General features: G+C 65.2%; 29 protein-coding genes. 12 read left to right on the top strand and 17 right to left on the bottom strand.

Going from position 1 to position 25,209, the window contains the following annotated elements; translation table 11 throughout:
* Positions 1-630: 630 nt before the first annotated feature.
* The 3 genes from AC1DF3_RS34360 to AC1DF3_RS34350 all read right to left on the bottom strand — a co-directional run bounded on the left by AC1DF3_RS34360 (position 631) and on the right by AC1DF3_RS34350 (position 4,100).
* The gene (locus tag AC1DF3_RS34360; RefSeq protein ID WP_478142440.1) at positions 631-2,427 is read right to left on the bottom strand and encodes an adenylate/guanylate cyclase domain-containing protein; all 1,797 of its coding nucleotides are present in this window, start codon (positions 2,425-2,427) and stop codon (positions 631-633) included.
* 237 nt (positions 2,428-2,664) lie between these two features.
* Entirely contained in the window at positions 2,665-2,976 is a 312-nt protein-coding gene (locus AC1DF3_RS34355; RefSeq protein WP_478142439.1) for a hypothetical protein, read from the bottom strand.
* Positions 2,977-3,833: 857 nt separating this feature from the next.
* Complete coding sequence (locus AC1DF3_RS34350; protein WP_436411677.1) at positions 3,834-4,100, bottom strand: HU family DNA-binding protein; 267 nt, start codon at positions 4,098-4,100, stop codon at positions 3,834-3,836.
* Positions 4,101-4,369: 269 nt separating this feature from the next.
* On the opposite strand from AC1DF3_RS34350, the gene AC1DF3_RS34345 reads away from it, so the two are divergent.
* The 4 genes from AC1DF3_RS34345 to AC1DF3_RS34330 all read left to right on the top strand — a co-directional run bounded on the left by AC1DF3_RS34345 (position 4,370) and on the right by AC1DF3_RS34330 (position 6,810).
* On the top strand, positions 4,370-4,624 hold the full coding sequence (locus AC1DF3_RS34345) for a hypothetical protein (protein ID WP_478142438.1): 255 nt from the start codon (positions 4,370-4,372) through the stop codon (positions 4,622-4,624).
* Between the two features lie 502 nt (positions 4,625-5,126).
* Positions 5,127-5,405, top strand: a complete 279-nt coding sequence (locus AC1DF3_RS34340) for a hypothetical protein (protein WP_478142437.1) — start codon at positions 5,127-5,129, stop codon at positions 5,403-5,405.
* A 13-nt stretch (positions 5,406-5,418) separates the two neighbouring features.
* Complete coding sequence (locus AC1DF3_RS34335) at positions 5,419-5,976, top strand: DUF1003 domain-containing protein (protein WP_301816286.1); 558 nt, start codon at positions 5,419-5,421, stop codon at positions 5,974-5,976.
* Between the two features lie 114 nt (positions 5,977-6,090).
* On the top strand, positions 6,091-6,810 hold the full coding sequence (locus AC1DF3_RS34330; RefSeq protein ID WP_478142436.1) for a Crp/Fnr family transcriptional regulator: 720 nt from the start codon (positions 6,091-6,093) through the stop codon (positions 6,808-6,810).
* A gap of 154 nt (positions 6,811-6,964) precedes the next feature.
* Here AC1DF3_RS34330 and AC1DF3_RS34325 read toward each other — a convergent pair whose 3' ends face one another.
* Positions 6,965-7,339 carry a hypothetical protein gene (locus AC1DF3_RS34325; RefSeq protein WP_478142435.1) on the bottom strand — a complete coding sequence of 125 codons (375 nt, stop codon included), beginning with the start codon at positions 7,337-7,339 and terminating at the stop codon, positions 6,965-6,967.
* A 353-nt stretch (positions 7,340-7,692) separates the two neighbouring features.
* Positions 7,693-8,013: a hypothetical protein gene (locus tag AC1DF3_RS34320; protein ID WP_478142434.1), complete on the bottom strand. Its 321-nt coding sequence runs from the start codon at positions 8,011-8,013 to the stop codon at positions 7,693-7,695.
* Positions 8,014-8,147: 134 nt separating this feature from the next.
* Here AC1DF3_RS34320 and AC1DF3_RS34315 point away from each other — a divergent pair, with 134 nt between their 5' ends.
* The 3 genes from AC1DF3_RS34315 (at position 8,148) to AC1DF3_RS34305 (ending at position 9,468) form a co-directional block, all read left to right on the top strand.
* Positions 8,148-8,837, top strand: coding sequence for a Crp/Fnr family transcriptional regulator (locus tag AC1DF3_RS34315; protein WP_478142433.1), 690 nt, complete (start codon positions 8,148-8,150; stop codon positions 8,835-8,837).
* A gap of 117 nt (positions 8,838-8,954) precedes the next feature.
* A complete protein-coding gene (locus AC1DF3_RS34310) occupies positions 8,955-9,221 on the top strand; it encodes a hypothetical protein (protein WP_478142432.1) in 267 nt (88 codons plus the stop codon).
* The gene (locus tag AC1DF3_RS34305; RefSeq protein ID WP_478142431.1) at positions 9,196-9,468 is read left to right on the top strand and encodes a DUF1488 family protein; all 273 of its coding nucleotides are present in this window, start codon (positions 9,196-9,198) and stop codon (positions 9,466-9,468) included. The genes AC1DF3_RS34310 and AC1DF3_RS34305 overlap by 26 nt, the downstream gene beginning before the upstream one ends.
* Before the next feature lie 38 nt (positions 9,469-9,506).
* Here AC1DF3_RS34305 and AC1DF3_RS34300 read toward each other — a convergent pair whose 3' ends face one another.
* Genes AC1DF3_RS34300 through acs form a run of 3 tightly spaced genes read right to left on the bottom strand, consistent with a single transcriptional unit; the run spans position 9,507 to position 13,500 of the window.
* Positions 9,507-11,228 (bottom strand): cation acetate symporter, encoded by a 1,722-nt coding sequence (locus AC1DF3_RS34300; protein WP_286537499.1) that lies wholly within the window; start codon positions 11,226-11,228, stop codon positions 9,507-9,509.
* Positions 11,225-11,533 carry a DUF485 domain-containing protein gene (locus tag AC1DF3_RS34295; protein WP_478142430.1) on the bottom strand — a complete coding sequence of 103 codons (309 nt, stop codon included), beginning with the start codon at positions 11,531-11,533 and terminating at the stop codon, positions 11,225-11,227. Before AC1DF3_RS34295 ends, AC1DF3_RS34300 begins: the two co-directional genes overlap by 4 nt.
* A gap of 2 nt (positions 11,534-11,535) precedes the next feature.
* Positions 11,536-13,500 (bottom strand): acetate--CoA ligase, encoded by a 1,965-nt coding sequence (acs, locus tag AC1DF3_RS34290; RefSeq protein ID WP_478142429.1) that lies wholly within the window; start codon positions 13,498-13,500, stop codon positions 11,536-11,538.
* Between the two features lie 341 nt (positions 13,501-13,841).
* On the opposite strand from acs, the gene AC1DF3_RS34285 reads away from it, so the two are divergent.
* Positions 13,842-14,087, top strand: coding sequence for a hypothetical protein (locus AC1DF3_RS34285; protein WP_478142428.1), 246 nt, complete (start codon positions 13,842-13,844; stop codon positions 14,085-14,087).
* Between the two features lie 92 nt (positions 14,088-14,179).
* Here the strand turns inward: AC1DF3_RS34285 and AC1DF3_RS34280 are convergent, their stop codons facing one another.
* The 6 genes from AC1DF3_RS34280 to AC1DF3_RS34255 all read right to left on the bottom strand — a co-directional run bounded on the left by AC1DF3_RS34280 (position 14,180) and on the right by AC1DF3_RS34255 (position 20,347).
* Positions 14,180-14,521, bottom strand: coding sequence for a TniB family NTP-binding protein (locus AC1DF3_RS34280; RefSeq protein WP_478142427.1), 342 nt, complete (start codon positions 14,519-14,521; stop codon positions 14,180-14,182).
* Positions 14,522-14,662: 141 nt separating this feature from the next.
* The gene (locus tag AC1DF3_RS34275; protein WP_286537376.1) at positions 14,663-15,682 is read right to left on the bottom strand and encodes a Bug family tripartite tricarboxylate transporter substrate binding protein; all 1,020 of its coding nucleotides are present in this window, start codon (positions 15,680-15,682) and stop codon (positions 14,663-14,665) included.
* A gap of 507 nt (positions 15,683-16,189) precedes the next feature.
* Positions 16,190-17,263 carry a 3-isopropylmalate dehydrogenase gene (gene leuB / locus AC1DF3_RS34270; protein WP_478142426.1) on the bottom strand — a complete coding sequence of 358 codons (1,074 nt, stop codon included), beginning with the start codon at positions 17,261-17,263 and terminating at the stop codon, positions 16,190-16,192.
* 31 nt (positions 17,264-17,294) lie between these two features.
* Positions 17,295-17,888 (bottom strand): 3-isopropylmalate dehydratase small subunit, encoded by a 594-nt coding sequence (leuD, locus tag AC1DF3_RS34265; protein WP_286537380.1) that lies wholly within the window; start codon positions 17,886-17,888, stop codon positions 17,295-17,297.
* Positions 17,889-17,915: 27 nt separating this feature from the next.
* Positions 17,916-19,340 carry a 3-isopropylmalate dehydratase large subunit gene (gene leuC / locus AC1DF3_RS34260; RefSeq protein ID WP_478142425.1) on the bottom strand — a complete coding sequence of 475 codons (1,425 nt, stop codon included), beginning with the start codon at positions 19,338-19,340 and terminating at the stop codon, positions 17,916-17,918.
* Between the two features lie 26 nt (positions 19,341-19,366).
* Positions 19,367-20,347: a Bug family tripartite tricarboxylate transporter substrate binding protein gene (locus AC1DF3_RS34255; RefSeq protein ID WP_286518826.1), complete on the bottom strand. Its 981-nt coding sequence runs from the start codon at positions 20,345-20,347 to the stop codon at positions 19,367-19,369.
* Positions 20,348-20,450: 103 nt separating this feature from the next.
* Here AC1DF3_RS34255 and gcvA point away from each other — a divergent pair, with 103 nt between their 5' ends.
* The 4 genes from gcvA (at position 20,451) to AC1DF3_RS34235 (ending at position 23,737) form a co-directional block, all read left to right on the top strand.
* Positions 20,451-21,359, top strand: a complete 909-nt coding sequence (gcvA, locus tag AC1DF3_RS34250) for a transcriptional regulator GcvA (RefSeq protein ID WP_286537384.1) — start codon at positions 20,451-20,453, stop codon at positions 21,357-21,359.
* Between the two features lie 132 nt (positions 21,360-21,491).
* The gene (locus AC1DF3_RS34245) at positions 21,492-22,397 is read left to right on the top strand and encodes an SMP-30/gluconolactonase/LRE family protein (protein WP_286537385.1); all 906 of its coding nucleotides are present in this window, start codon (positions 21,492-21,494) and stop codon (positions 22,395-22,397) included.
* A gap of 57 nt (positions 22,398-22,454) precedes the next feature.
* Positions 22,455-23,423, top strand: coding sequence for a Bug family tripartite tricarboxylate transporter substrate binding protein (locus tag AC1DF3_RS34240; protein ID WP_286537388.1), 969 nt, complete (start codon positions 22,455-22,457; stop codon positions 23,421-23,423).
* Positions 23,424-23,437: 14 nt separating this feature from the next.
* Positions 23,438-23,737 (top strand): YciI family protein, encoded by a 300-nt coding sequence (locus AC1DF3_RS34235; RefSeq protein ID WP_286537390.1) that lies wholly within the window; start codon positions 23,438-23,440, stop codon positions 23,735-23,737.
* A gap of 59 nt (positions 23,738-23,796) precedes the next feature.
* On the opposite strand, the gene AC1DF3_RS34230 is transcribed toward AC1DF3_RS34235, so the two are convergent.
* The 3 genes from AC1DF3_RS34230 to AC1DF3_RS34220 form a co-directional block, all read right to left on the bottom strand.
* Positions 23,797-23,985: a hypothetical protein gene (locus AC1DF3_RS34230; protein ID WP_286537392.1), complete on the bottom strand. Its 189-nt coding sequence runs from the start codon at positions 23,983-23,985 to the stop codon at positions 23,797-23,799.
* Positions 23,982-24,965, bottom strand: a complete 984-nt coding sequence (locus AC1DF3_RS34225) for a Bug family tripartite tricarboxylate transporter substrate binding protein (protein ID WP_286537395.1) — start codon at positions 24,963-24,965, stop codon at positions 23,982-23,984. Before AC1DF3_RS34225 ends, AC1DF3_RS34230 begins: the two co-directional genes overlap by 4 nt.
* A partial coding sequence (locus tag AC1DF3_RS34220) for a DUF302 domain-containing protein (protein WP_478142423.1) occupies positions 24,962-25,209 on the bottom strand: 248 nt, incomplete at its 5' end. The genes AC1DF3_RS34225 and AC1DF3_RS34220, both read right to left, overlap by 4 nt.

Genomic DNA, 25,209 nt, shown 5'->3' with positions numbered 1-25,209 from the left:
CTGGCTTGCGCACATAGATCTTGTCTGCCGCCGAGCGCGCAGGAATCAGCGGCTCCACACGCTGCCAGAACTCATCGGTCACCACCCACGACTCAACACGTTTCGCCAAGATCTCGATCCATCGCCGCGCCCAATGCGGCTCGGATCGACAGTTTACCTATTTACGGATAAGTTCTTAGGTGGACAGCATGGTCTCCGGCTTGGCCTCTGATCTCAAGGTGGGGAGACTGGCCGCTTACGGAGCAGGCATCCGTAGAACTGGCATTCGGAGTACGCACCGTCTGGCGCTGCATGGCTTCTCGGCGCGGCACTCGCCGGTGGGGCGCTCTGGCTGCACACTCTGCACCGCAGGTACAAGGCGCTGCGGGCCGAGCTCCAGTCCGCAGGTGCTAGGCAGCGGCGTGGACAATCAGGAACGTGACCCGGAGCGCAGCTTGTGCGGCTACAGTCGGCCCAGGAGCGGACTTTGACGAACGGCTCCTTGTGGGCGGCCCAATTTGGGTGGGACTTGGCCCGATGCTGCCAATTCCTGAGCTCCCAGCAGCGGCCCAGTTCCATATCGGTGCAGGCCTGCAGTGCGTGAGTACTTCATCACGCGGTTGACGTTGGTCAGAGGCGCCAGCGGAATCGTCACTGCCTGGGCGCTACTTCCGGCAGCCCCGCCATGCGCAGCCCTTCAGTCAGCAAGTCCAGATCGGCTGCACGCCTGTAGGCTGCGATGGCCCGCACCGATGCCATCGAGAATCCGGGACTGATGCGCCAAACCTCCGCCAACGCCTCTTTCGCAAGGGTGTCCTCGCCTAGCTGGCCGTGGGACGCGGCGAGAAAGAAATGCGCGGGTAGCGACTCGGGGTTGTGGGCGATGCTTCGCTTGATGAACTGCACGGCATCCTTGAAACGACCCATCAAGAAGCAGGCGTGGCCGACGTAGAGGGTGTAGTAGAAGGGATGGAACGGGTTGAGGCGCTTTGCCTTTTCGATCAACTCGGCCACCCGCTCGGGCTGGCCGGCAAAGTTCAGGATGCCGGCGAGGCAGCCGTAGGCCTCGGCGTTGCTCGGCTCGATCTCGGTCCATCGTCTGGCGGCGTCGATGGCTTCGTCGTGTTGCCTCTTGAAGAGAAGGACGCTGGACAGTGCCTCGTACACCAGGGGCAGGCCCGGATCGAGCCTCTTGGCCAACTGCGCCAGTTCGAAGGCCCGCTCCAGCGCTTGCGATGAACCGGTGAACCAATCGTGCAAGCAGGTCAGGGCGAGACCCGCATGGGCTTGCGCATAGTCCGGGTCGAGTTCGATCGCCTTGTCGTAGTGCAGCCGCGCTGCGGCGTTGCCCTCCTTCGTGAACAGGCGAAACTGCTCGCGCCCGCGCAAGACGCAATCGTAGGCCTGCGGGTTCTCGGTTTCCAGGCGCGAGGTCGCCGTGCTCGTGGTCTCCGTGAGCCTGATCTCCAGGGCATGGACGATCTGCTCGGTGATGTCGTCCTGCACCGCGAAAATGTCGGCAAGTTCCCGGTCGTAGCGTTCCGCCCAGAGATGACCGCCCGTGTCGCCGTCGATCAGCTGCGCGGTCACCCTCATCCGCTGTCCCGATTTGCGAACGCTGCCTTCCAGGACGTAGCGAACACCGAGGTCGCGGCAGATGTCCTGGATCTTGGCGGCCTTCCCCTTGTAGGTAAAGGCCGAATTGCGTGCAATGACGAACAGCGCGGGGATGCGGGAGATCTCGGTGATGATGTCCTCGCTGATGCCATCGGCGAAGTAACCCTGCTCCAGGTCGCCACTCATGTTGGTAAAGGGCAGCACCGCAATCGACGGCTTGTCGGGCAGCGGCAAAGCGATGTCGCCGACGGTCGGCGGAATCTCTGCGATCGAAGGCAAGCCGGGTGTGGTCGGTGCGTCGCCTGAAGGGCGGGCCCGGTATGCACGAACGGGATCGGCAATGTTCTTGACCGTCTGCTCGCCTTGGTCCTCGAAGTTGACCGCCACCTTGCCCTTGACCGCGTGACGGATCAAATCCGAAATTGTGATGCCACCCGGTTCGGCAAGACCCTGCAGCCGGGCCGCGATGTTCACTCCATCGCCGTACACCGTACCGTCGGCCTTCTCGATCACATCGCCCAGGTGCACGCCGATGCGAAAGTACATGCAACGGTCTTCGGGCAAGCCGGTCGCGAGCCCTGCCAGGTCTCGCTGTGCCGCGAGTCCCGCCGTGACCGCACCCGCGGCGCTATCGAACACCGCCAGCACCGAATCACCGGCCGTATCGATCACTCGTCCGCCATGCAGGGCGATATGCTCGCGGAATACCGCGCGCGCGGCGTCAAGCGCCGCGACGGTGCCGCGCTCGTCAAGCGACATCAGGCGCGAATAGCCTGCGGCGTCAGCGGCCAGGATTGCCAGAAGGCGACTGCGCAGGTCTGGGGTTTGCATGTTGACATTGTGGCGGTTCGCCTCGCTCGTGGACCAAACATGTTGAGCGGCTGTTTCAGGGTTGCCGATTTGAGGTTTCGAATGTCGGGTCAGGGGCCCATCAGCGACAGCCATGGTTCCAAGCGACACTGACCGCAACCAGTCTGAAGCACGCGCTCGAATCCGGTCCCTCGAACTGGGCCTACCGGGCCAGAACCAGTCGTTCGCGGGCGCGTCTCTCCTCTGAACGGATGACGCTCAGATTGGGATTTCGTAAGCCTGATTGCTACGCACCCAGGTTGCCAATCCCGCCTGGACGTTCTTGGCACGCCAAGCAGCGAAGTTCGGGTCGTTGTTGAGGGCGTCGAGGGTGGCCCCTAGTTTCGCGGTCGATTCGGAACGCGCGACGAAAGTCATGTTCCCAACCTCACCAACTTGCACACTCCAAAGGCTCACATCCGCGCCATGCTTCCTCCACATCTCGGCAGCTTCTTTAATAATCCCGAGCAGGTCTTGCATCTTGGTGCCCGGGTTGGGTTTGAATACATACTGAACAACAGCAGCTGACATGTGTGACTCCTTGCTGACCTCAGGCCGTGCGAAATGGGCGGCCCGGGCCATTTAGCGGCCGACGCTCATCAATAGTCAATTTGTATTACATACTGGTATGTTCAGGGGGTTTGGCTTGCTGCAGGTCCAATGGGGCTCGGGTCCCTGCGCGCGGGTTCGTCGCCGCGAGAGGCCATGGTTAGGGTGCCCGACAGCTCTCGAGCGTCCGCACAGATGGGACCTCTCCTTGGACTTGAGCTGCGACATATGCACTATGAACTTCCGGAGGCCTCGGCCTGAGGTCTGGACACCAAATGACAAGGCACGCGAGACATGTACGACTCCGACCTACCTGCCATTGAGCGTTACAACGCGAGAGTCAGCGGGAATACCGCTTGCATCCCGAAATGGGGCCGTCCCCGCACGAGGGGAACATCGACACCGCACCGGTCGTGCGGCTCTTGGCGAATCCTTACGTACCGAGGGAACCTCAGCCCCACCTCGACCCGGCGAGACAACCGTCTGTCTTCCCGCCGCACATTTCGGGTGCACTCCGCCGGAACTGAGGGGCGGCGCGGCGACGGCGAAGCGGTGGGCATAGCCGCCCGTCGTTCAGCGGTGCAGGTCAGCCGTGCGCAGTCAGTCGCCGACGTCGGTCTCTCCGTCGTTCGGCGCAGCAGTTCGAGCGGCGGCAACCAGTCGAATTCGGGAGCTGATCGCGCCACTGCGACTGGCCGGGTCGACGAGCGACAACCTGCCGGTCGCGAAGCAAAACCCAGCCGTCCGCTCTCATGGGTTTCCGACTTCGCCAGAGAAATCCGACTAGAAGCAACAAGCTGATCCGTAATCCAGGTCAAGGACGCCAAGCAAGCGTGAAATCACACCGCTCCATTCACCGCATGCTTCAAGGACTTGCCAGCAGTGAACTTCACGGCCTTGCTCGCCTTCATAGTCACAGGCTCGCCGGTTGGCGGATTGCGACCCGAACGTTCGGCGCGGTTCGAAACGATGAAGTTGCCGAAGCCAACCAACTGCACGCCCTCGCCTTTGGCCAAGGCGCCGGCCAGGTTCTCGAGCGCGGAATCCAAAGCTCGGGCAGCGTCGGCCTTGGTGAGGTTGGTATCCGCGGCGATGGCTTCAGACACGATTCGTGGCGCACCCTTGAACTAGCCTCCTCGCCACCACAGGCGCTCAACGCACCCGTGACGCGTCCACACGTACCACGGTTCCACGCTCGGCGGGCCGTGCGGCGGCGCACAGACGGGGCCCACGAATCGCCCCATGCTCCAAGGCGACAGTCAGTCCGGCGCTGGTAGAGGTTGCTTCGGCACCCACTCGCAAGCGTGGTACCTCGATGCCGGCGACTGTCCCAGATTCTCCAGACAAAGAGGTAACCTGAATTCGGAGCAAAGTCATGGACCCGGCCGCCGGAGCAATGTCTGAGGATTTACTGATCGCGCAAGCCTTGGCTGCACGTCAGCTCGCTCACGACAGGATCGTTCTCGCTTTTCGGGAGCAACTGTGCGGCAATGGGCCCGGTCCGTCGGAGGGCGATCTGCTGGCTTTCGCCAGGCATGTCCTTGTGGAGCAAACGCACCTGCATCTGATGCAAGGGGGCAGCCGAGGTTCGCGCCTGTCGGAGGCATCGCATGGCGAACGCGCAGTTTGAACATCACGGGCACCGGGTGACGATCGTCGTCTTGCACATCGGGGAGCGTTGGACCTAGTCCTACCAAATCGACGACCGGATACCTGTCGCGAATGTCGAAACCGGTGCACGCACTGAGGGAGCGGCGCTCCACGAGGCAAGGCACGAAGCCATCGCGGCGATCAAGGCGCTCGTCGACAACCCGTAGTCTCTGATCGGTGCCCCCGTTCCACTCCCGGCCGGCCGAGAGGCCTTTGCGTTCTTTGGCGCCCTGCGATAGGTTTCGACATAGCTGGACGCCATCCGTGTGCAGGTATAAGACGAGGCATTGGCGAGTCCGACTTTGCGCATCTCGTCAGGGCGGGACGCCGATCCTTCGATCCTTGCGGCAATGGCCGCGGCGTCGTCGGGATCAATGTAGACCGCTCCCTCACCGCTCTTGTCCCTCGCATGTGTTCGGTATCGAACAGACGCCGATGGCGCCCCTCGCTACCCTATCGTCATTCCATCATCGGGCGACGCAATGTCACTCTCCCTGTTTGCCGCCGAGACTCTGGTCCTCGACTATCTGAATGGGCGCGTCATGCCCGACGCCCCGCACCGCGCTTTCGTTCTCGCGGTCGAGACCAGGCTGGTGAACGGCCTGGTGCCACTATTCGACGAGACCCTGTGCGCCGAGATCGATAAAGAGGCCACTGCGCCAGCCATCTGGTCGTCCGAATCCATCTTGAGAGCAGTCCTGGAGCACAGAGCGGATCTCCGCATGGCCTCACGGCGGATGAGGACACTCCGGTCGGCGTAGTCGGTTTGCATTCATGCATCAGCTCGACGACATCGCAACAAAGCTTCTGGGTTTGCCCTTCGACGACCTCGACGAGCGGACCCGGCGTATCGCGCGACATGTCGCGGAGCGAACGCCCGTTTCGCGCAATGTCGTGCAGGAGGCCGATGCCGGGCAGTCAAGGGGCCAGCGCGCGGCAGACGCGGTCGCGTCGTTTGGCGGCTCCTGGACCTTCGTCGGACTCTTCGGCGCCACCATGCTGCTGTGGGTCGCGCTCAATGCCCTGCTCTTCGCGACGCGCGGCACGACCTTCGACCCTTACCCGTTCATCCTGCTCAACCTGTTTCTCTCCATGCTGGCGGCAGTGCAGGCGCCGATCATCCTGATGTCGCAGAACCGGCAATCCGAGAAGGACCGGATCCATGCGGAACACGACTACGAGGTCAACCTCAAGGCCGAACTCGAGATCATGCTGCTGCATGACAAGATCGATCAATTGCGCGAGAGGCAATGGGAAGAACTGCTGGAGATCCAGAAGCAGCAACTTGCGCTGTTGACGGGGTTGATCGAGAAACGAGCGCAGGTGCCATAGCGCCCCCGGTCTGTGCGATAGCGCACAGAAGGGCCCAGTATCCCTATACTGGCCTTGCGTCGGACGCGCTGCGGGAGTGCGTTCCGACGAATCCGATTTCCAAGGAGGTTCGTCATGAGTCAATCCTCCGACCCGTTGAGCAACCATCTGCTGGCCGCCCTGCCCGAGGCGGAGTGGGCGCGGTGGCTACCGCAACTCCAAGCGGTCGACATGCCCCTGGGCCAGGTGCTTTACGAATCCGGCAAGACACTGAGCCACGTGTACTTTCCGACCACCGCCATCGTGTCGTTGCTGTACGTGATGGAGAACGGGGCCTCGGCCGAGATCGCGGTGGTCGGCAATGAGGGCATCGTCGGAATCTCACTCTTCATGGGAGGCGAATCGACGCCCAGCCGCGCGGTCGTGCAGAGCGCCGGTCGGGGTTTCCGGTTGACGGCGCAGGTCATGAAGGACGAGTTCGACCGGGCCGGCCCGGTGCTGCACCTGCTGTTGCGCTACACGCAGGCGTTGATCACGCAGATGGCACAGACCGCCGTGTGCAACCGGCACCACTCGCTGGACCAGCAGTTGTGCCGATGGCTGCTGCTGAGCCTGGACCGCCTGGAGGGCAGCGAGCTCGTGATGACGCAGGAGCTGATCGCCAACATGCTCGGCGTCCGTCGCGAAGGGGTGACGGAGGGCGCGCTCAAGCTCCAGCATGCGGGCCTGATCCGCTACTCGCGAGGCCGTATCTCAGTGCTCGACCGCAAGGGACTGGAGGGGCGCACCTGCGAGTGCTATGCGGTGGTCAAGAACGAGTACGATCGGCTTCTTCCTTCAACGACCGCGATCTGATCTCCCTCCGGCACCGCAATTCATCCCGGGGTCTGCCCGATGGCAGACAGTCGCACTGCGCGACTGCGGACAGACTGGCGCCACCCATGCACATCGGTCACGAGCGAGGTACTCGCCGGCGGGAGATCGGATCGTCGCACCCGCAGAAATGCCTTTATCTGGCGCGCAGGTGCTTGACTGTGTCCGACGTCCTTTCCATCGCAGTCGTCGTAGACTTGCCAGATTCGGCGAGGAGATCCGACGCCGCCTGAGCCTGTTGTGCCCACAGGCTCTGCCCCTGGGTGGACCAACCCATAAGGCTTGCCGAATACTCTCGCGCGAACGTCGAGTAGTTCTCCGTGAGCTTGCGAATCAGGTCCGCATAAACGTCGGAGACGACGACGCGACCGAATGATTGCTGTGCCAGCTCGAGGTACTTTTGGACGTTGGCGTTCGCCATTTCGAACATCGCCGGCGACTGCGCAAAGTTCGTGACGAGCGCCGCGTTGGCCGAGGCCAGGTTGGTGAAGGGTTGGGTCATGTCGTTCATGGGTACCTTTTGCCGGCTACCGCCGGCCATCGAAGCTGCCGGAGAAAAGGTGCCCCACCAACAGCTTCGGTAGCGGCGCACCGAAGCGGAAGACAAGGCGTGCTGCTCTTGCATTTCGATTCGCTCGCAGAGGCCGCCAGCTGTCGCGCCCAACCTCTGCCGCTTTTATACGGGTCGTCTTGTCTCGCGTCTGTGCGTTGGAGCACGTAGAACTCCACGTTCGAGGGGGCTTCCGGAAAAGATCGCCAACTAGACGGGCAGAGGTGGCATGGGTTGTGCATCGGGCCGCTTTCCATGCGGCCACCTCGTGCAACCCCTTCGAGGAAGTCGTCGCCCTCGCGCAGCGACAAGCCTCAGCTTGAAGCTGTCGGGTTCACGATCTTCGAGGCCTCCGCCACCTGCTGAGTCATTTGGGCCTGTGCTTCGGCGGCCATCCCCATGAGGCTCTCGGCATGTTCTCGCGCGAAGGTCGAGTAGTTGTCCGTGAGACTGCGGATCAGGTCCGCCTGGGCCTCGGAGGCGGGCATCCCTCCAAAGGCCTTCTGCGCCAGTTCAAGGTATTTCTGGGCGCTCGTATTGACCAGGTCGGCCACATCCTGCGACTGCGCGAAACGCGTGATGAGATCCGCATTGGCGGCGGAAAGCTTGACGAAGGGTTGTGTGAGATTTTGCATTGAGGCCTTCTTCCGACGTTTGCTGATGCAAGCATCGTTTATAGGACGTCATCGCCATCAGGTCTGTGCGCTGGCAGACAGTCGCAACGGACAATTGCGCGCAGAGTGGTTCGTCCCACTCCACGGAGCATTCCTTGGCCGCGATCGAAAATCACCTCATCGAACTGCTCCCGCTCAACGACCGCAGGCGTCTACTGGATGTCTGCGAACCGATTCATCTGGTCCTGGCCGAGGTCATCCACCAGCCGGGTGCGGCCACCCGGCACGTCTACTTCCCGGTTGACGGCTTCATTTCGCTGGTGGCGCAGATCGACGAGCACCCCGGGCTGGAGGTCGGCATGGTGGGTCGCGAAGGGATGCTGGGCTCGAATCTCGTCCTCGGCGTGGAAATCGCTCCCTTGCGCGCCCTGGTGCAGGGCGCCGGCGCGGCCTGGCGCATCACCGCTGCCGACTTCCGGCGCGAGCTTGCACGCAGCGCGCCCCTGCAGAGGGTGCTGGACCGCTACATACAGGTCTCGCTTTCGCAACTGGCCGCGTCAGCCGCCTGCCTGCGTTTTCACCAGATCGGCCCGCGCCTGGCGCGTTGGCTCCTGATGAGCCAGGACCGCGCCCATGCCGACAGCTTCCACGTGACTCAAGAATTTCTGGCCTACATGCTGGGTGTGCGCCGCGTCGGTATCACCCTGGCCGCCGGCTCGCTGCAGCGCAGCGGGTTGATCGAGTACAGCCGCGGCACCCTCAGCGTGCTCGATCGTCCGGGACTCGAAGCAACAGCCTGTGCCTGCTATGCCGCGGACAGGAAAAGCTACGCCGGATTGCTTTGACCCGGTGCGCGGCGTCCGACGGCCGATCCGCTGCTTCTGTACGCTGCCGAACTGACGACCGGCCGTGCGCAGCGTACAAGGGAACATCGGGCTCAGTCCCTGTTCACGCGAGGCATCATGGAATACGACCGCGACTCAGTGCGCCTCTCCTATCACGGCTGGGAGATACGCAGCCACCTCACCGGTGTTTCCTTCGACGGCACCGTGGCCGCCGGGGCGATGCTGTACTTCGAAGAGGCATGCCAGTGCCACATCATCTCCTGCAGAAAGTTCGCCGACGGCGGGGATGCCATCCATTCCATCGAAACCAGGGCGTCGCTCTGGATCGACGGCCGCGAAAGCAACCCCAGGACCTCCCATGTCGAACCCTCCCTACTTTCATGAGGCCTCGGGCTCCGTCCATTTCTGGGTGCCCATCGATGGCGCACTCGTCGGCGCGACCATTCGAAAGGAAACACTGCACTACTGTTATCGGTCGACCGCCAGCGATGACCAGCCGCTGGAGACCTACCAGCTTCACGCCCAGGTCATCGATGCGGCCGTGCGCAGGCGCGTCTCGGGCGGCTCCATCGAACCGGTGATGGTCCGCGACTACGACCTGCACGACGCTGTGGGCAAGGGCATCGAATAGGCCGCAGGGCGCACGGGCCGAGAGGGGCGAACGACACTTCAGTGTCCGGACGCACCCTCCGCGCCGATGCCGGTCTCCGAGCGCACCTGCTGCGCCAGGAACCCGGCCCGGTCCTTGGCCGCGCGTGGGCTCTTGTCGAGAACGGAGAACAACCAGATCCCGACGAAGCCGATGGTCATGGAGAACAGCGCGGGCGACTGGTACGGGAAGAGCGCGGAACCCTTCGGATTGCCGAGCGTCGCTTCCCACACTGCCGGCGACACGACGGTCAGCGCCACCGACGAGACGAGCCCGAGAAATCCGCCGATGACCGCGCCGCGGGTGGTGCAGTCTTTCCACAGCACCGACATCAGCAGCACAGGGAAGTTGGCGGAGGCAGCGATCGCGAACGCCAGGCTCACCATGAACGCGATGTTCTGCTTCTCGAAAACGATGCCAAGGACCACAGCGACGAAGCCCAGCGCCACGGTGGTGATGCGCGACACCCTCAGCTCGGCCACGCTGTCGGCCTTGCCCTTCTTGAAGACGGTCGCGTACAGGTCGTGCGACACCGCTGATGCACCGGACAAGGTCAGGCCCGCCACCACCGCCAGGATGGTTGCGAAGGCCACCGCCGAGATGAATCCGAGGAACACGTTGCCTCCCACCGCTTTCGCGAGGTGGACCGCCGCCATGTTGCCGCCGCCAAGCAGCCCGCCCTTGGCGTCGAGGAATTGCGGATCGGTCAGCACGAAGGTGATGGCGCCGAAACCGATGATGAAGGTCAGCACGTAGAAGTAGCCGATCCAGGTGGTTGCCCACAGGACGGACTTGCGCGCCTCCTTGGCATTGGGCACCGTGAAGAAGCGCATGAGGATGTGCGGCAAGCCGGCGGTGCCGAACATCAGCGCCATGCCGAAGCTGATCGCCGAGATCGGATCCTTGATGAAGCCTCCCGGCCCCATGATCGAGAAGCCTTCGGCCGCAGCCTCGGCGGGCGGCTTGCCCGCGGCGGTTGCGATGGCGGTCTTCACTTCGACCGCCTTCGCGAACATCGCCTCGGGGCTGAAGCCGAAGTTCCAAAGCACCATGAAGGCCATGAAGGTGGCGCCCGCGAGCAGCAGGCAGGCCTTGATGATCTGCACCCAGGTCGTCGCCGTCATGCCGCCGAACAGCACGTACACCATCATCAGCGCGCCGACGATGACCACCGCGATCCAGTACTCCAGGCCGAAGAGAAGCTTGATGAGCTGCCCCGCTCCGACCATCTGGGCGATCAGGTAGAAGGCCACGACGACGAGCGTACCGGATGCCGCGAACACGCGCACGGGCGTCTGCTCGAAGCGAAAGGCCGCAACATCGGCAAAGGTGAACTTTCCCAGGTTGCGCAGCCGCTCGGCCAGCAGGAAGGTCACCACCGGCCAGCCGACCAGAAAGCCGATCGAATAGATCAGGCCGTCGAAGCCGCCGATCATCACCGCCGCGGAAATGCCAAGGAACGAGGCGGCCGACATGTAGTCGCCCGCGATCGCCATGCCGTTCTGGAAGCCCGTGATGCCGCCGCCGGCGGTATAGAAGTCGGCCGCGCTCTTGGTCTTCGCCGCGGCCCACTTGGTAATGAAAAGCGTGGCGACGACAAAGGCGGCAAACATGCCGATGGCCGTCCAGTTGGTGGGCTGCTTTTCGAGCTGGCCGAGATCGGCGCCGGCTGCCTGGGCGGCTTGGGCTGCCGCCAGCAGGACCGCCAGGCCCAGCGGCTTCGCAAGGAGGGCGCCGCTCATTTCAGCACCGCCTTGGCGATGGCGTCGGTCAGCCTGTCGTATTCGCCATTGGCCCGGTTGACGTAGATGCCGGTAATGACGATGGTGAAAACGATGACCGCGAGCCCGATCGGCATGCCGATCGTCGTGACGCCGCTGCCCAGCCGGGTTGCAAGGAACGGCTTGTCGAAGGCGACCAGCAGGATGAAGCCGTAGTACACGACCATCATTGCCGCCGCCAGCCACCAGCCGAAACGCGAACGCTTCGATTTGAGCGCCTGGTAGTTCGGGTCGCGCAGGATTCTCGACGTCAGATCGTTTTCCATGGTCAGTTCCTTTCCATGAGCTGATCGAGGACGGCCGGGTTCTCGAGCGTCGAGATGTCCTGCGTGATCGCTTCGTCCTTGGCGATCGACCGCAGCAGGCGTCGCATGATCTTTCCGCTGCGAGTCTTGGGCAGGTTGTCGCCGAAGCGGATGTCCTTCGGCTTGGCAATGGGGCCGATCGCCTTCGCCACCCAGTTGCGCAATTCGGTTGCAACCTTTCTGGCTTCATCGCCAGTCGGCCGCGGGCCTTTCAGCACGACGAAGGCGCAGATCGTCTCACCCGTCGTCTCGTCCGGACGCCCCACGACGGCCGCCTCGGCCACCAGGGCCGTGCAGGACACGAGCGCCGACTCGATCTCCATCGTGCCCATGCGGTGGCCCGACACATTGAGCACGTCGTCAATACGGCCGGTGATGGTGAAGTACCCTGACTCGGCGTCGCGGATGGCGCCGTCGCCCGCCAGGTAGTAGCCCTTGAGCTCCGGCGGAAAATAGCTGCTCTTGAAGCGCTCGGGATCGCCCCAGATGTTGCGGATCATCCCGGGCCAGGGCTTCTTCACCACGAGGAGCCCTCCTTGGCCGTTGGGTACGTCGTTGCCCGTTTCGTCGACGACAGCGGCTGCTATGCCGGGGAAGGGCAGCGTGCAGGAGCCCGGCACCAGCGGCGTCGCGCCAGGCAGGGGCGTGATCATGTGGCCACCGGTCTCGGTCTGCCAGAAAGTGTCGACGATGGGGCAACGGCCGCCGCCGACGTGCTGGTGGTACCACTCCCAGGCGGCCGGATTGATCGGCTCGCCCACCGAACCCAGGATGCGCAGGCTGCTGAGGTCATAGCTCCTCGGGTGCACCGCCTCGTTGGCCTCGGCCGCCTTGATCAGCGAACGGATGGCGGTCGGCGCGGTGTAGAAGACGCTGACCTTGTGGTCCTGGATCATTTTCCAGAAGCGGCCCGCATCCGGGTACGTCGGCACGCCTTCGAAAATGATCTGAGTCGCTCCGATCGCGAGCGGACCATAGGTGATGTAGGTGTGGCCGGTGACCCAGCCGATGTCGGCAGTGCACCAGAACACGTCTTCGTCCTTCAAGTCAAAGGTCCAGGTCGAGCTCACCGCTGCGTGCACCAGGTAGCCACCCGTCGAGTGCTGCACGCCCTTGGGATTGCCGGTCGACCCCGAGGTATAGAGGATGAACAGCGGGTGCTCCGCACCGACCCACTCGGGCTCGCAGGTGTCGGCCTGCGCCTGTGTTTCCTCGTGCATCCAGCGGTCGCGCGAAGCCTCCCAGGCGATCTGGCGGCCCGTGCGCCGGTACACGATGACGTCCTTGACCGACTCGCAGCCGCCAAGCGCCATCGCCTCGTCGACAATGGCCTTGAGCGGAAGCTGCTTGCCGCCGCGCAACTGCTCATCAGCAGTGATCACCATCACTGCGCTCGCCCCGGTGATGCGCTCGCGAAGGCTTTGCGCCGAGAAGCCGCCGAACACCACCGAATGCGTCGCGCCGATGCGGGCGCAGGCCTGCATCGCGACGACACCTTCGACGCTCATCGACATATAGATCACGACGCGATCGCCCTTCTTGACGCCGCGCGCCTTCAGGGCGTTGGCCATGCGGCAGGTGCGCGCCAGCAGGTCGCTGTAGGTGACGCGGTTGATGCGGCCGTCGTCGGCCTCGAAGAGGATGGCCACCTTGTCGCCCTGGCCGCGCTCGACATGGCGATCCAGGCAGTTGAAGGAGGCGTTCAGCGTACCGTCCTCGAACCACTTGAAGAACGGCGCCTCTCGCTTATCGAGTGATTCCGTGAAGGGCGTCTTCCAGCTCACGAACTCTCGGGCCAACCGTCCCCAGTAAGCGCCGTGATCGGCGTCGGCCTCGGCCACCAGGTTCAGATAGGCCGGCATGCCGGATACGTGTGCGCCCTTCATGGCAGCCTCTGGTACCGGATAGATGATCGCTTTTTCGCTCACTGCATCTCCTTGCGTGGCGAAGCGAGCTTCCATCAGTCAAAACGCTGAAGGTCCGCACGCCAACAGCCCTACCCTGCGCTCGTGCTGCGCTTGGGTCTGTGCGGTAGCACACCAACGGGGGATTCGTCGGCGCCACTCGGAACGATCTCTTCGACCCTTCCGGGGCGGACGGTTCGTCCCAATGTGCGGTGACGCACGGACCGGGACTACCGAGGAAGCGCATCCTTCTGGCTCATAAGCGAGCGCAAAAAGCTCAGATCGGTTGACGCCGCGATTGAGCAACGTAAAGGATCACCATGCCTATGCAACTGCTCCAGCGCCTATGTTGCGCGCGACTTCCCATGAACATCGATGCCGACGACGACATCGAGAAATGTGCCGTGCTTTTCACGGCCAAACTGATCGAAGCGGATATTCCTCCTGCGTCGAATCGACGGGGCGCGCGTACTTATGCGGGGCATGCCACGGTGATGCGTGTGACGGAATCCGGCAAGACAGCATCTGCAACACGGCCTGCGAGTGCGGGAAAGTACGACGAACCATGCCCCCCTGCTGAAAACGGCCGTGGAGCGCCGCAGCAATCCTAAAGATTCTCGGGCTTGCGGCACTGCGGCAAGTTGTTCGTTCACTGTCTCTATTAGCTCATTGTGAGCCGCAACGATTCAAAGACCTGCCAGACTTAGACGCTAGGAGGCCGCTGTGGAGCGTTTGATGCTCCGACGCAATAGCGCCGCCCGCTCAGACGTTGATCTAGCGTGGGGTGAAGCGACTGATCATCAGGGCGCCGGTGGTCAGGGCCAATGGTGCATCGGGTGCCGACCAGCACGCTCCTGAACCTCAGGTCGTTGGCAGGGAACTTCGGCAGGTTGCGGGAGACGCGCTGTTCGCGGTAGTTCCCGGCCAACAGGTGATGCACTTCGTCGACGACGAGCATCCGCGGCGCAATCCGGCGTAGCAGTTCGCGCGCAAGGCGCTCGAGTACGGACAGGCTCGCGCTTGCGCTATGCGGGGCGCCAAGCACGACAGCAAGGCTGTGTGCACCCGGTCAAGCGTCGCCTCCGCGACGAGCGACGACGTCTCTCGCGGCGTTTGACGGGACGCGCTTCTTCAAACCGGCGGCCTCGACCGCGCCCGAGCCTCAAACACGACACGCCGAAGCTGCCTACTCGGCGCGAATGTCGTTGTTCTTGACCACCTCGCCGAGCAGCTTGTAGTAGTCCCGGGTCAGCGCCGCGAGCTGCTCGGGCGTGCCGCCACCGGCGTCGTCGCCGCGATCGGCGATGGTCTTCTGGACATTGGGTTCCTTGAGGGCGCTGTTCATCGCCGTGTTCACCTTCTTCACGATGTCGGGGCTCAGGCCCGGCGGGCCGTACAGGCCGATGAAGGAGATGATCTGGAAGTCCTTGATGCCGGCTTCGGCCGCCGTGGGCACGTCGGGGAACGCAGGCACCCGCTTGGGGCCGGTGACCATCAGCGCCTTCAGCTGGCCGGACTTGAGGAAGGGCGCGACCACCGACGAGGCATCGAACATGGCGGGCACGCGGCCGGCGATCAGGTCGGTCATCGCAGGGCTGCTGCCCTTGTACGGCACGTGGCTCATCTTCGGCTTGCCGATGCGCTCGCGGAACAGCTCCATCGCGGTCTGCACGAGGCTGCCGGGCCCGCCCGAGGCGTAATCGACGGCCTTGCCCGCCTTGTCCTGCGCCTTGATCCAGGCGATGAACTCGGGGACATCCTTGACCGGCAGGCTGGTCGGCACGACCAGCATCAGCGAGGAGGTCAGCAGCAGCCCGATGGGTGTCATCTTGAGCGGATCGGCCACCGGCGTGTTGCGGTAGGTGTGCGGGTTCAGCACCATGTTGCTGCCGTTGCCCACGAGCAGCTTATAGCCGTCGGGCGGTGCCTTGAGCACGTAGTCGGTGGCGATGTTGCCGTTGACGCCGGGCTTGTTGTCGATCACGACGCTCTGGCCCAGGCTGGCCTGCATGCCGGCTGTGAGCACGCGCCCGGCGAAGTCCGTCTGTCCGCCCGGTGGATAGCCCACCACCAGCGAGACCGGCTTGGTGGGCCAGGCGCCCTGGGCGAGGGCAGATGCGGCCAGAACGCCGGCGCCGAAAGCGCTGAGCCCGTAGTGCAACGCGATGCGGCGCGACAAGGTGCGCTTCGATGGGATGCTGTTCATGAGGGTCTCCGATGTTGGTGAGGCTGGCGGGGGCTGGCGGACCATCATAGGAGCGTGGGATGGGCCTCACAAGTCCCGTAGCGGGTCATCGAACAAAGCCAAACCGTCACTCCTTTCCTTGCGGCGCAACCGTTCGACAAGTTCGGTCGCGCGGTGCTCTGCCTCGGCGACGCGCTCGCGCGCAGGCCGAGCGCGAGATAAGCCAGTTGCGCGACCGCCAGGCAGCGACGGCAGGGACGTTGCGTCAGCTCGAGGCGCACCGCGGTGGCGAAGGAGACGCGAAGCCTCCCACCGGCCGTGCAGGCAGGGGTCGGAAGCGCTCAGAATGAGCCAGCGTTGCAGGTGCGGCGCAGGCGACCGGTCTATGGGCGTGGAGCATGGCGCAGAGCAGACCACTGCTGATCCGGGAACGCTGCGCGGGCGTCCGGCCCCACTTGGCGTGCGAGAAGCATGCGAGAGCATCTCGCAGGTCCCCGGCAAGGGGACCTGGGGCGCGAGTGCTGATCGCTACCTCGCGTTCATGGCCGCAACCACCGCGGCGCCCATCTCCTCCGTTCCCACCCGAGTGCAGCCGGACTGGTAGATGTCCCCGGTGCGCAGCCCGTCGGCCAGCACTCGGCGCACGGCGCGTTCAACGCGCTCCGCGTTGGCCGCCTGATCGAACGAGAGGCGAAGCATCATCGCCAGCGAGAGGATCGACGCCAGCGGGTTGGCCAGGTTCTTGCCGGCGATGTCCGGCGCGGTGCCGTGCACCGGTTCATAGAGTCCGAAGCTGCCGGCGGCCAGCGACGCCGAAGGAAGCATGCCGATGGAACCCGTGAGCATCGCGGCGGCATCGGACAGGATGTCGCCGAAGATGTTGCCGGTGACGATGACGTCGAACTGCTTCGGCGCGCGCATCAACTGCATCGCGGCCGCGTCGACGAAGAGATGCGTGAGCTCCACGTCGGGATAGTCCCGCCCCACGCGCGTGACCACCTCGCGCCACAGCTGCATGACCTCGAGCACGTTGGCCTTGTCGACCGAGCAGAGGCGGCGCTGGCGCGAGCGCGCGGTGCGGAAGGCCACGTGCGCGACGCGCTCGATCTCAGGCTCGGAATAGCGCATGGTGTTGAAGGCCTCGCGCTCGCCCATCGCGTTGATGCCGCTGCCGCGCGGCTCGCCGAAGTAGACGTCGCCGGTGAGCTCGCGCAGGATCATCAGGTCCAGCCCCTCGACCACCTCCGGCTTGAGGGTGGAGGCGCCGAGGAGTTCGGGAAACAGGAACGCCGGCCGGAAATTGGCGAACAGGCCGAGCTCCTTGCGCAGCCGCAGCAGGCTGGCACCGGGCCGCATCATGAATGGAATGGCCTCGTCGCCCGGCATGCCGGCCGAGCCGAAGAGGATCGCGTCGGCCTTGCGTGCGATCTCGCTCGTCGCGGCCGGCAGCGGATCGCCGGCGGCGTCGATGCCGGCCTGGCCGATCGCGGCCTCGACGAGCTCCAATGGCTGGGTGTGGCCCACCACCGCCTTGAGCACCTTGACCGCTTGCGCGGTCACCTCGTGGCCGATCCCGTCGCCGGGCATCACTGCAATCTTCATTTCTGGATCCTTTCTGGAAAATGAGGGGAAGTCATTGCGGCGCGTGGTGGCGCTCGAATTCCTCGATGCGCGCGCGCTGCGTCAGCGTGTAGTCGATCTCGTCCAGGCCCTCCAACAGGCAATGGCGAGCGAAAGGGTCGATGGCGAATGGTTCGGTGCGGCCATGCGGCCCGGTCACCACCAGGGCTTCCAGGTCCACGCGCAGCTGCGTGCCGGGCGCTGCCAGCAGCGCCGCCAGCAGTTCTTCGACCACCGGCTCGGGCAGGCGCACCGGCAGCAAGCCGTTCTTGAGCGCATTGGCTTGGAAGATGTCGCCGAAACTCGGTGCGATCACGGCGCGGAAGCCGCCGTCGTGAAGGGCCCAGACTGCATGTTCGCGCGAGGATCCGCAGCCGAAGTTGTGGCCTGCCACGAGGATCCGGGCCCCTGCGTACGCGGCGGCATTGAGCACGAAGTCGGGTCGGCGCTGGCCCAGCGCATCGTGCCGCACGTCGTGGAACAGGTAGTGGCCGAAGTTGTCCGAGCGCGGCTTCTGCAGGTAGAGCGCCGGCACGATCTGGTCGGTGTCGATGTTCGCGCGGGCCAGCGGCGCCGCGACGGCTTCAACTTGACTGAAAGCTTGCATGGTTGCGAGTCGGTGCGTTTCTGTTTTTCAGGAGGCGGAAGGCAGGGCCCGCACGTCGGCGAGTCGCCCGGTGACGGCTGCGGCCGCGGCCATCGCCGGGCTCATCAGATGGGTGCGCGAACCCGGGCCCTGGCGGCCGACAAAATTGCGGTTCGAGGTCGAGGCACAGCGCTGGCCGGCGGCAACCTGATCGCCGTTGGTGCCCAGGCACATGGAGCAGCCCGCATGCCGCCACTGGAAGCCCGCTGCCCGGAAGACGGCGTCCAGCCCTTCGGCCTCGGCCTGCCGCTTCACAAGGCCGGAACCCGGTACCACCCAGGCTTCCACGCCGTCGGCCACGCGCCGCCCGCGCGCCACCGCCGCGGCGCTGCGCAAGTCTTCGATGCGGCCGTTGGTGCAGGAGCCGATGAACACCCGGTCGACCGACAGCGCCGTGAGCGACTGGCCCGGCTCCAGGCCCATGTAGGCCAGCGTGCGCTGCAGGGCGTCGCGCCGTTCGGCGCTGGGCGCATCGGCCGGGTCCGGCACCCGGCCCGTGATCGGCAATGCGTCCTCGGGGCTGTTGCCCCAGGTGACCATCGGCGCGATGTCGTCGGCGTTCAGTCGCACTTCCTTGTCGAACACGGCGCCCTCGTCGCCGGGCAGCCCTCGCCAGCGCGCCAGCGCGGTGTCCCAGGCCGCCCCGTGAGGTGCATGGGGGCGGCCCGCCAGCCATTCGAAGGTGGTGTCGTCGGGCGCCACGAGGCCGGCGCGAGCCCCGGCCTCGATCGACATGTTGCACACCGTCATGCGGCCTTCCATCGAGAGCGCGCGGATCGCTTCTCCGGCGTACTCGACGACATGGCCGGTGCCGCCCGCGGCCCCGACCTTCGCGATCACGCCGAGGATGATGTCCTTGGCCGACACGCCCTCCGGCAGCCTGCCGTCGATGACCACGCGCAGCGTGCGCGGCTTGCGCTGCCAGAGGGTCTGCGTCGCCAGGACGTGCGCCACTTCGGAGGCGCCGATGCCGAAGGCCAGCGCCCCCAGCGCGCCGTGGGTGGCCGTGTGGCTGTCGCCGCAGACGATCACCGCGCCGGGCAGGCTCAAGCCCTGCTCGGGGCCGACGACGTGGACGATGCCCTGACGCTCGTCGTCGAGGCCGAAGAAGCGGATGCCTGCGGCGGCGCTGTCATCCTGCAACGCCTGCGCCATCGCGCGCTTCTCGGCGTCGGCGATGTCGGCCAGCACGCGGCTGCCGGTGGGCACGTAATGGTCGGGCGTCGCGAAGGCGAGGTCCGACCGGCGCACACCGAGGCCGCGCTGGCGCAGCATCTCGAAGGCGGGCGCCGAGCCGTCCTGCACGAGGTGGCGATCGACGTACAGCAGGCTCTGGCCGTCGTCGCGCTGCATCACGACGTGCGGCTTCCAGATCTTGTCAAAGAGCGTAAGCGGAGCGGGGGCGAGTGACATGGGAGTGACCGGCGTGCGGAAATGAATCAGTCGAGCTTGGCGCCCGAGATGCGGACGATCTCGGCATAGCGCTTGGTTTCGCTGGCCATGAAACGGCCGAAGTCCTCGGGCGTGCCGCCGCCGACTTCGGCGCCGAACGCCAGCATGCGCTTTTGCAGTTCGGGCGACTTGAGCACCGCGTTGGCCTCGGCGTTGAGCTTGTCGATGATGGCGCGCGGCGTGCCGGCCGGCGCCGACAAGCCATACCACGACGAGGCATAGACGTTGGGCAGTCCCACTTCATCGAAGGTCGGCACATCAGGCAGGGCCGGGTTGCGCGTCTTGGAAGCGACCGCCAGCGCGCGCATCTTGCCGCCAGCGATGAAGGGCAGGCAGGTGGTGGTGTCGAGCATCAGCGACACGTGTCCCGCCGCCACGTCGGTCTCGGCCGGCGCGGTTCCCTTGTAGGGCACGTGGACGATGTCGATCTTGGCCGCCAACGCGAATTGCACGGCCGCCAGGTGCTGCGAGGAGCCGACGCCGCCCGAGGCATAGTTGAGCTTGCCCGGGTTGGCGCGCGCCGCGTCGATCACGTCCTTGACGGACTTGAACGGAGAATTGGCGGGCACCACAAGGATGTTGGGCACGGCCGAGACGTAGATGATCGGCTCGAAGTCCTTGACCGGATCGAAGCCCAGCTTGCCGTAGAGACTGATGTTGACCGCGTTGGGGCTGATCGATGACATCAGCAGGTTGTAGCCATCCGGCTTCTGGCGGGCTGCCAGCTCGGTGCCGATGTTGCCGCCTGCGCCGCCGCGGTTGTCGATCACGAAGGGCTGGCCGAGTCGGTGGCCCAGCAGATCCGACACGATGCGCGCGGTCGTGTCCACGCCTCCGCCCGCGGGCCACGGGACCATCAGCTTGATCGGTTGATTCGGATAGGACGCCGCGGCGTCCTGCGCCGGCGCCGCGGCATGCCATCCAAGCAGGCTGGATGCGAGCAGCCAGACATGCAATTTCTTCATCATTCGGTGTCTCCTGGTTGTAGGTTCTCCGCTGCGATCCTATGTGGGGCGCCGGGGCGCGGCAATCACAATAAAGGCATGCAAGGTATGAGTAAAATTCAGTCCCATGAGCCGTCGTCTGCCCCCTCTCAATGCATTACGCGCCTTCGAGGCCGCAGCGCGCTGCGGCAACTTCACTCGTGCCGCGCAGGAACTCTGCGTGACCCAGGGGGCGGTCAGCCGTCACATCGCCACGCTGGAAGGCTGGCTCGAGGTGCAGTTGTTCGATCGCGGAAGGCATGGCATCCGGCTGACTTCCGCAGGCCAGTCGTACTTCGCCAGCATGCGCGTCGCGCTGGACCAGATCGAGCACGGCACGCGCCAGTTGCAGCAGCGCTCCGACGAGCGGCTGCTTCGCATCAAGGTGCCGCCCACCTTCGCGATCCGCTGGCTGATCCCGCGGCTGGCACGCTTCCATGCGCTGCATCCGCAGGTCGACGTGCAGATCACCACTTCTCACAAGCCGGCCGACTTCGATCGCGACGACGTCGACGTCAGCATCCATTCCGAGCCCCGCCCGCCCACCGGCGCGGGCTTCAGGCTGCTGTTCCGCGAGACGCTGCTGCCGGTCTGCGCGCCGGGCCTCATCGATCGCGACCCGCCGTTGCGCGAGCCCGCCGACCTCGCGCAGCACGCGCTGCTGTGTTCGCTGAACCGGCCGCAGGACTGGCCGACCTGGCTGGCGGCCGCCGGAACGCAAGGGATCGACGGCAACCGCGGCCTCAAGTTCGAGAACGCGGCCATGGCCTACCAGGCCGCGGCGGAACAACTCGGCGTGATGGTGGCGCTGCTGGCCTTCGTGCGCGACGACCTCGCGAGCGGCCGGCTGGTGGCGCCTTTCGACCTGCGCGTGCCCACCGAGGGCGGCTATTTCATGGCTTGGCGCGCGGAGCGGCCGGTGCCCAAGCGCGTGAGCGACTTCGAGGCGTGGATCGCGGCCGAGGCCGAGGCAGCCGAGGACCATCCCATTGAATGAGTTTTACTCATTTCTCACATGACTTAATTGTCATTGAGGTGGCCGCGTCACTTCGATATCGTCGGCGCAAAGTTCATTGGAGACAGAAGTCTTCTTTCGGCGCTCGGCGCCGGGTTGGCTGGCACGACGTACATGAAAATCCTCGCCGAAGGTCTGCAATTTCCTGAGGGTCCCGTGGCCCTGGTCGACGGCTCGGTGGTGCTTGTGGAGATGCGTGCGGGCAGGATCATCCGCGTCACGCCCGAAGGCCGCGTCGAACAGGTCGCCGATTGCGGCGGCGGGCCGAACGGAGCGGCGATCGGACCCGACGGCGCGCTCTACGTCTGCGACAACGGCGGTAGCGCCTATGCGCCGGGGCGCTTCACCTCGATCGGCCCAGCGCCCGGCTACCAGGGCGGCAGCATCCGAAGATTCGATCTCGCGACCGGCGACGGCCGCGTGCTCTACACCCATTGCGATGGCCATCGGCTCTCGTCGCCGAACGACCTCGTGTTCGATGCGCTGGGCGGGTTCTACTTCACCGATTTCGGCAAGAAGCACGCACGGTCGCGCGACAACGGCGGCCTCTACTACGCACTGCCCGACGGCTCCCGCATCGTCGAGGTCGCCTATCCCCTGCTGGCCGCCAATGGCGTCGGCCTCTCGCCCGATGGCGCCACGGTCTACGTGGCCGAGACGGAGACCGCCCGCCTGTGGGCCTTCGACCTGGTCGAGGCGGGATGCATCCGCAAGCATCCCTTCCCCTCGCCGCACGGCGGGCGCCTGGTGTGCGGGCTGCCGGGCTTCCAGCGCTTCGACAGCCTGGCGCTGGACGCCGGGGGCCAAATCTGCGTCGCCACGCTGATCACGGGGGCGATCTCGGTCATCGCGCCGAGCGGTGAACTGAGGTCCCAGGTCGCGTTTCCGGACACCTACGTCACCAACATCTGCTTCGGCGGGCCCGATCTCAAGACCGCCTTTGTCACCCTGTCCGGCGCCGGTCAACTGGTCTCCCTGCCGTGGCCGCACAGCGGCCAGCGGCTCCATTTCAACGCCTAGACGGGCGTCTCATCCACACCCCGCGCTGTCCATTGCAGCCGCACCGAGGAGATTCACATGAACCGTCGCGAGATCGTGACATTGCTGGGGGGCGCATGCCTGTCGGCTGCCGTGCTGCCGTCGCGCGCGGCGGACGGCTACCCGGCCCGGCCCGTGAAGGTCATCGTGCCTTTCACCGCCGGCGGAGGCACGGACGTCGTCGCGCGTGCGCTCGCCTCCGGACTCTCAGAGGGTTTCGGCCGGACCTTCATCGTCGAGAACAGGCCCGGCGCCAGCACCGTGATCGGCTCCGAGTACGTGGCCGGTTCGCCGCCCGACGGCTACACGCTGCTGCTGGCCAGTGTCCCGCATGTCACCAATCCGTGGCTCATGAAGGCGCTGCCCTTCGACACGCTCAAGGCCTTCGCGCCGATCAGCCTTGCGGTGCAGTCGCCTTTCATCATGGTGACCTCGCCGGCGTCGCCGGTCCGGTCGCTGGCGGATGTCCTCGCGCTCGCGAAGACCCGGCGGCTGGCCTTCGCTTCGACCGGCAGCGGCACGGCCGACCACCTGGCGATGGAACTGCTGGCACTGGATGCGGGCATCTCGATGACGCATGCGGCCTACAAGGGAACCGGTCCGGCGCTGTCGGACGTCATGGGTGGCCACGTCGACCTGATGTTCGCCAACGTCGTCGCGGCGGCGCCGCTGGTGAAGTCCGGCAAGCTGCGTGCCCTTGCGACCTCGACGCAGCAGCGTTCGCCGTCGCTGCCCGACGTGCCCACTGTCGCCGAGATCACGGGCAAGCCCTTCGACGTCAGCGCCTGGGCCGGTCTGCTGGCCCCGGCGGGCACGGACGCTTCGATCGTGGAACGCCTGGGCGCCGAAGTGCGCAAGGCGCTGCAGACCAAGGCAACGCGAGAGGCCCTGGTCTCCAACGGCGCGGACCCGGTCGGCAGCACGCCTGCGGAATTCCGGGCCTTCATCGCACGCGAGATGGACACCTGGGGCGCGATCATCAAGAAGGCCGACATCACGACCAGCTGAGCCCGCCCGCCACCATGCCCTTCATCATCCTTGCGTACGACAAGCCCGGCGCCGAGCGCCTGCGGGCCGACCTGAGGCCGCGGCACCTCGCCTACCTTGCGGCCCGCCAGGACCAGATGCTGGCCGGCGGCGCCGTGCTGGACGACGACGGCAAGGCGATCGGCGGCATGATCATCGTCGACACCGAAGATCGCGCCGCGGCGGAGCGCTTCGTCGGCGACGACCCCTTCAGCACCGGCGGCTTGTTCGGGTCGGTTCAGATCCTGCCTTGGCGCAGGAGCTTCTTCGATCGCCAGCGGGTCTCGGGCCTCTGAACGACTTTCGTTCGCCAATACGTACGAGGAAGGCCGCGCCGAGAAGAGAAAACGAAGCCTCAGTTCAGAAGGTAGACCAGCACGGGCAGGCAAACGAGGCCGAGCAGCGCCACGTACTTCTGCGCGCGGTAGTACTCGGCTTGTTGCGCCGCCGGGATGCAGTGCAGGCCGTTGCAGCCACCCACGATCACGCAGGCTTCCGGCGGTACCATCGCGAGCGGCTTCGCGGTCATCGCAGCGTTGCTCATTCGACCTTGATGCCGTGCTTGCGCACGACAGCCGCCCACTTGCTGCGTTCACGATTCGTCAGGTCGACGACGTCCTGCGGCGAGCTGCTGCCGAGCTCCATCGCCATGGCGCTGAACCGCGCCTTCATGGCCACATCGTCGATGGCCTTGACGACCTCCTTGTTCAGCCTGGCCACCACCTCGGCAGGCGTGTTCGCGGGTGCCACCAGTGCGAACCAGACCGCAGCATCGACCCCGAGCAGCCCTTCTTCCGCCAAGGTCGGCACGTCGGGAAGCGCTGCGACGCGCCGGGGGCCCACGATGCCGATCGGACGGAGCTTTCCCGCCTTGATCTGCGGCATCGAGTTCAGCACGATGTCGCAGGTCATCTGCGTGTCGCCGGCAAGCACGCTCGCAAGGGCGGGCGCGGTGCCGTTGTAGGGCACGTGCAGCATGTCCACGTTGGCCATCGATGCAAAGAGCGCACAGGCCAGGTGCAGCGGATTGCCGTTGCCGTTGGAGGCATAGGCAAAGCTGCCTTCGCGACTGCGGATGTAGGGGATCAGGTCCTTCAATCGGGTCGCCGGCGTGGCGTTTCCGACCACCATCACCAGCGGCGCCGACGCGACCAGGGACACGGGGGCGAAGTCGCGGTCCGGGTCGTATGCCAGCTTGTTGTAGACCAGCGGATTCACGGCCAGGCTCGCGGACGAAGCCATGAACAGCGTATAGCCATCAGCCGGCGCCTTGGCGACCATCGATGCGGCGACGATGGTATTGCCGCCCGGCTTGTTCTCGACGATGAACGGCTGCCCCGTCGATTTGCCTAGCCGCTCCGCGAGGCCCCGCGCCAGCTGGTCGACTGGCCCGCCGGCGGTGTACGGCACGACGATCTTGACGGGTCGCGAAGGATAGCCTTGCGCGGACGCGATCGGCGAGGCCAGTGCCAGCACGCTGGCGGCTGCGATCAAGGCCAGCGTCTTCAGGCAATGCGTCGTCATGGCGTCGCCACCTTGAGCAGGACTGCATGGAGCCGCTCGTCGAGGATCGCCGCGATCCGGTCGATCTCCGGCTGGCCGAACTGGCCGAACTGCGTGGACGGCTTGTCGTACTCGAAAGTCGAGCCGCCTTCCGCGTTTTCAAAGAGAACCACCCGCAGCGGCGCGTAGAGGCCGGCCGCAAGGTCGACGCTCGTCATCTGCACGGCGTACAGCACATTGCCGATCAGGTACGCGGTCGCTTTCC

Source organism: Variovorax sp. 10N432 (assembly GCF_056394465.1).
Note: the sequence above shows the minus strand (reverse complement) of the source record. Positions and strands in the feature narration are given on the sequence as shown.

Coding starts and splice junctions, on each gene's coding strand:
- AC1DF3_RS34360 (WP_478142440.1), bottom strand. CDS start 2,427: ATGCAAACCCCAGACCTGCGCAGTCGCCTTCTGGCAATCCTGGCCGCT.
- AC1DF3_RS34355 (WP_478142439.1), bottom strand. CDS start 2,976: ATGTCAGCTGCTGTTGTTCAGTATGTATTCAAACCCAACCCGGGCACC.
- AC1DF3_RS34345 (WP_478142438.1), top strand. CDS start 4,370: ATGGACCCGGCCGCCGGAGCAATGTCTGAGGATTTACTGATCGCGCAA.
- AC1DF3_RS34340 (WP_478142437.1), top strand. CDS start 5,127: ATGTCACTCTCCCTGTTTGCCGCCGAGACTCTGGTCCTCGACTATCTG.
- AC1DF3_RS34335 (WP_301816286.1), top strand. CDS start 5,419: ATGCATCAGCTCGACGACATCGCAACAAAGCTTCTGGGTTTGCCCTTC.
- AC1DF3_RS34330 (WP_478142436.1), top strand. CDS start 6,091: ATGAGTCAATCCTCCGACCCGTTGAGCAACCATCTGCTGGCCGCCCTG.
- AC1DF3_RS34325 (WP_478142435.1), bottom strand. CDS start 7,339: ATGAACGACATGACCCAACCCTTCACCAACCTGGCCTCGGCCAACGCG.
- AC1DF3_RS34320 (WP_478142434.1), bottom strand. CDS start 8,013: ATGCAAAATCTCACACAACCCTTCGTCAAGCTTTCCGCCGCCAATGCG.
- AC1DF3_RS34310 (WP_478142432.1), top strand. CDS start 8,955: ATGGAATACGACCGCGACTCAGTGCGCCTCTCCTATCACGGCTGGGAG.
- AC1DF3_RS34305 (WP_478142431.1), top strand. CDS start 9,196: ATGTCGAACCCTCCCTACTTTCATGAGGCCTCGGGCTCCGTCCATTTC.
- AC1DF3_RS34300 (WP_286537499.1), bottom strand. CDS start 11,228: ATGAGCGGCGCCCTCCTTGCGAAGCCGCTGGGCCTGGCGGTCCTGCTG.
- AC1DF3_RS34295 (WP_478142430.1), bottom strand. CDS start 11,533: ATGGAAAACGATCTGACGTCGAGAATCCTGCGCGACCCGAACTACCAG.
- AC1DF3_RS34285 (WP_478142428.1), top strand. CDS start 13,842: ATGAACATCGATGCCGACGACGACATCGAGAAATGTGCCGTGCTTTTC.
- AC1DF3_RS34275 (WP_286537376.1), bottom strand. CDS start 15,682: ATGAACAGCATCCCATCGAAGCGCACCTTGTCGCGCCGCATCGCGTTG.
- leuB (WP_478142426.1), bottom strand. CDS start 17,263: ATGAAGATTGCAGTGATGCCCGGCGACGGGATCGGCCACGAGGTGACC.
- leuD (WP_286537380.1), bottom strand. CDS start 17,888: ATGCAAGCTTTCAGTCAAGTTGAAGCCGTCGCGGCGCCGCTGGCCCGC.
- leuC (WP_478142425.1), bottom strand. CDS start 19,340: ATGTCACTCGCCCCCGCTCCGCTTACGCTCTTTGACAAGATCTGGAAG.
- AC1DF3_RS34255 (WP_286518826.1), bottom strand. CDS start 20,347: ATGATGAAGAAATTGCATGTCTGGCTGCTCGCATCCAGCCTGCTTGGA.
- gcvA (WP_286537384.1), top strand. CDS start 20,451: ATGAGCCGTCGTCTGCCCCCTCTCAATGCATTACGCGCCTTCGAGGCC.
- AC1DF3_RS34245 (WP_286537385.1), top strand. CDS start 21,492: ATGAAAATCCTCGCCGAAGGTCTGCAATTTCCTGAGGGTCCCGTGGCC.
- AC1DF3_RS34240 (WP_286537388.1), top strand. CDS start 22,455: ATGAACCGTCGCGAGATCGTGACATTGCTGGGGGGCGCATGCCTGTCG.
- AC1DF3_RS34235 (WP_286537390.1), top strand. CDS start 23,438: ATGCCCTTCATCATCCTTGCGTACGACAAGCCCGGCGCCGAGCGCCTG.
- AC1DF3_RS34230 (WP_286537392.1), bottom strand. CDS start 23,985: ATGAGCAACGCTGCGATGACCGCGAAGCCGCTCGCGATGGTACCGCCG.
- AC1DF3_RS34225 (WP_286537395.1), bottom strand. CDS start 24,965: ATGACGACGCATTGCCTGAAGACGCTGGCCTTGATCGCAGCCGCCAGC.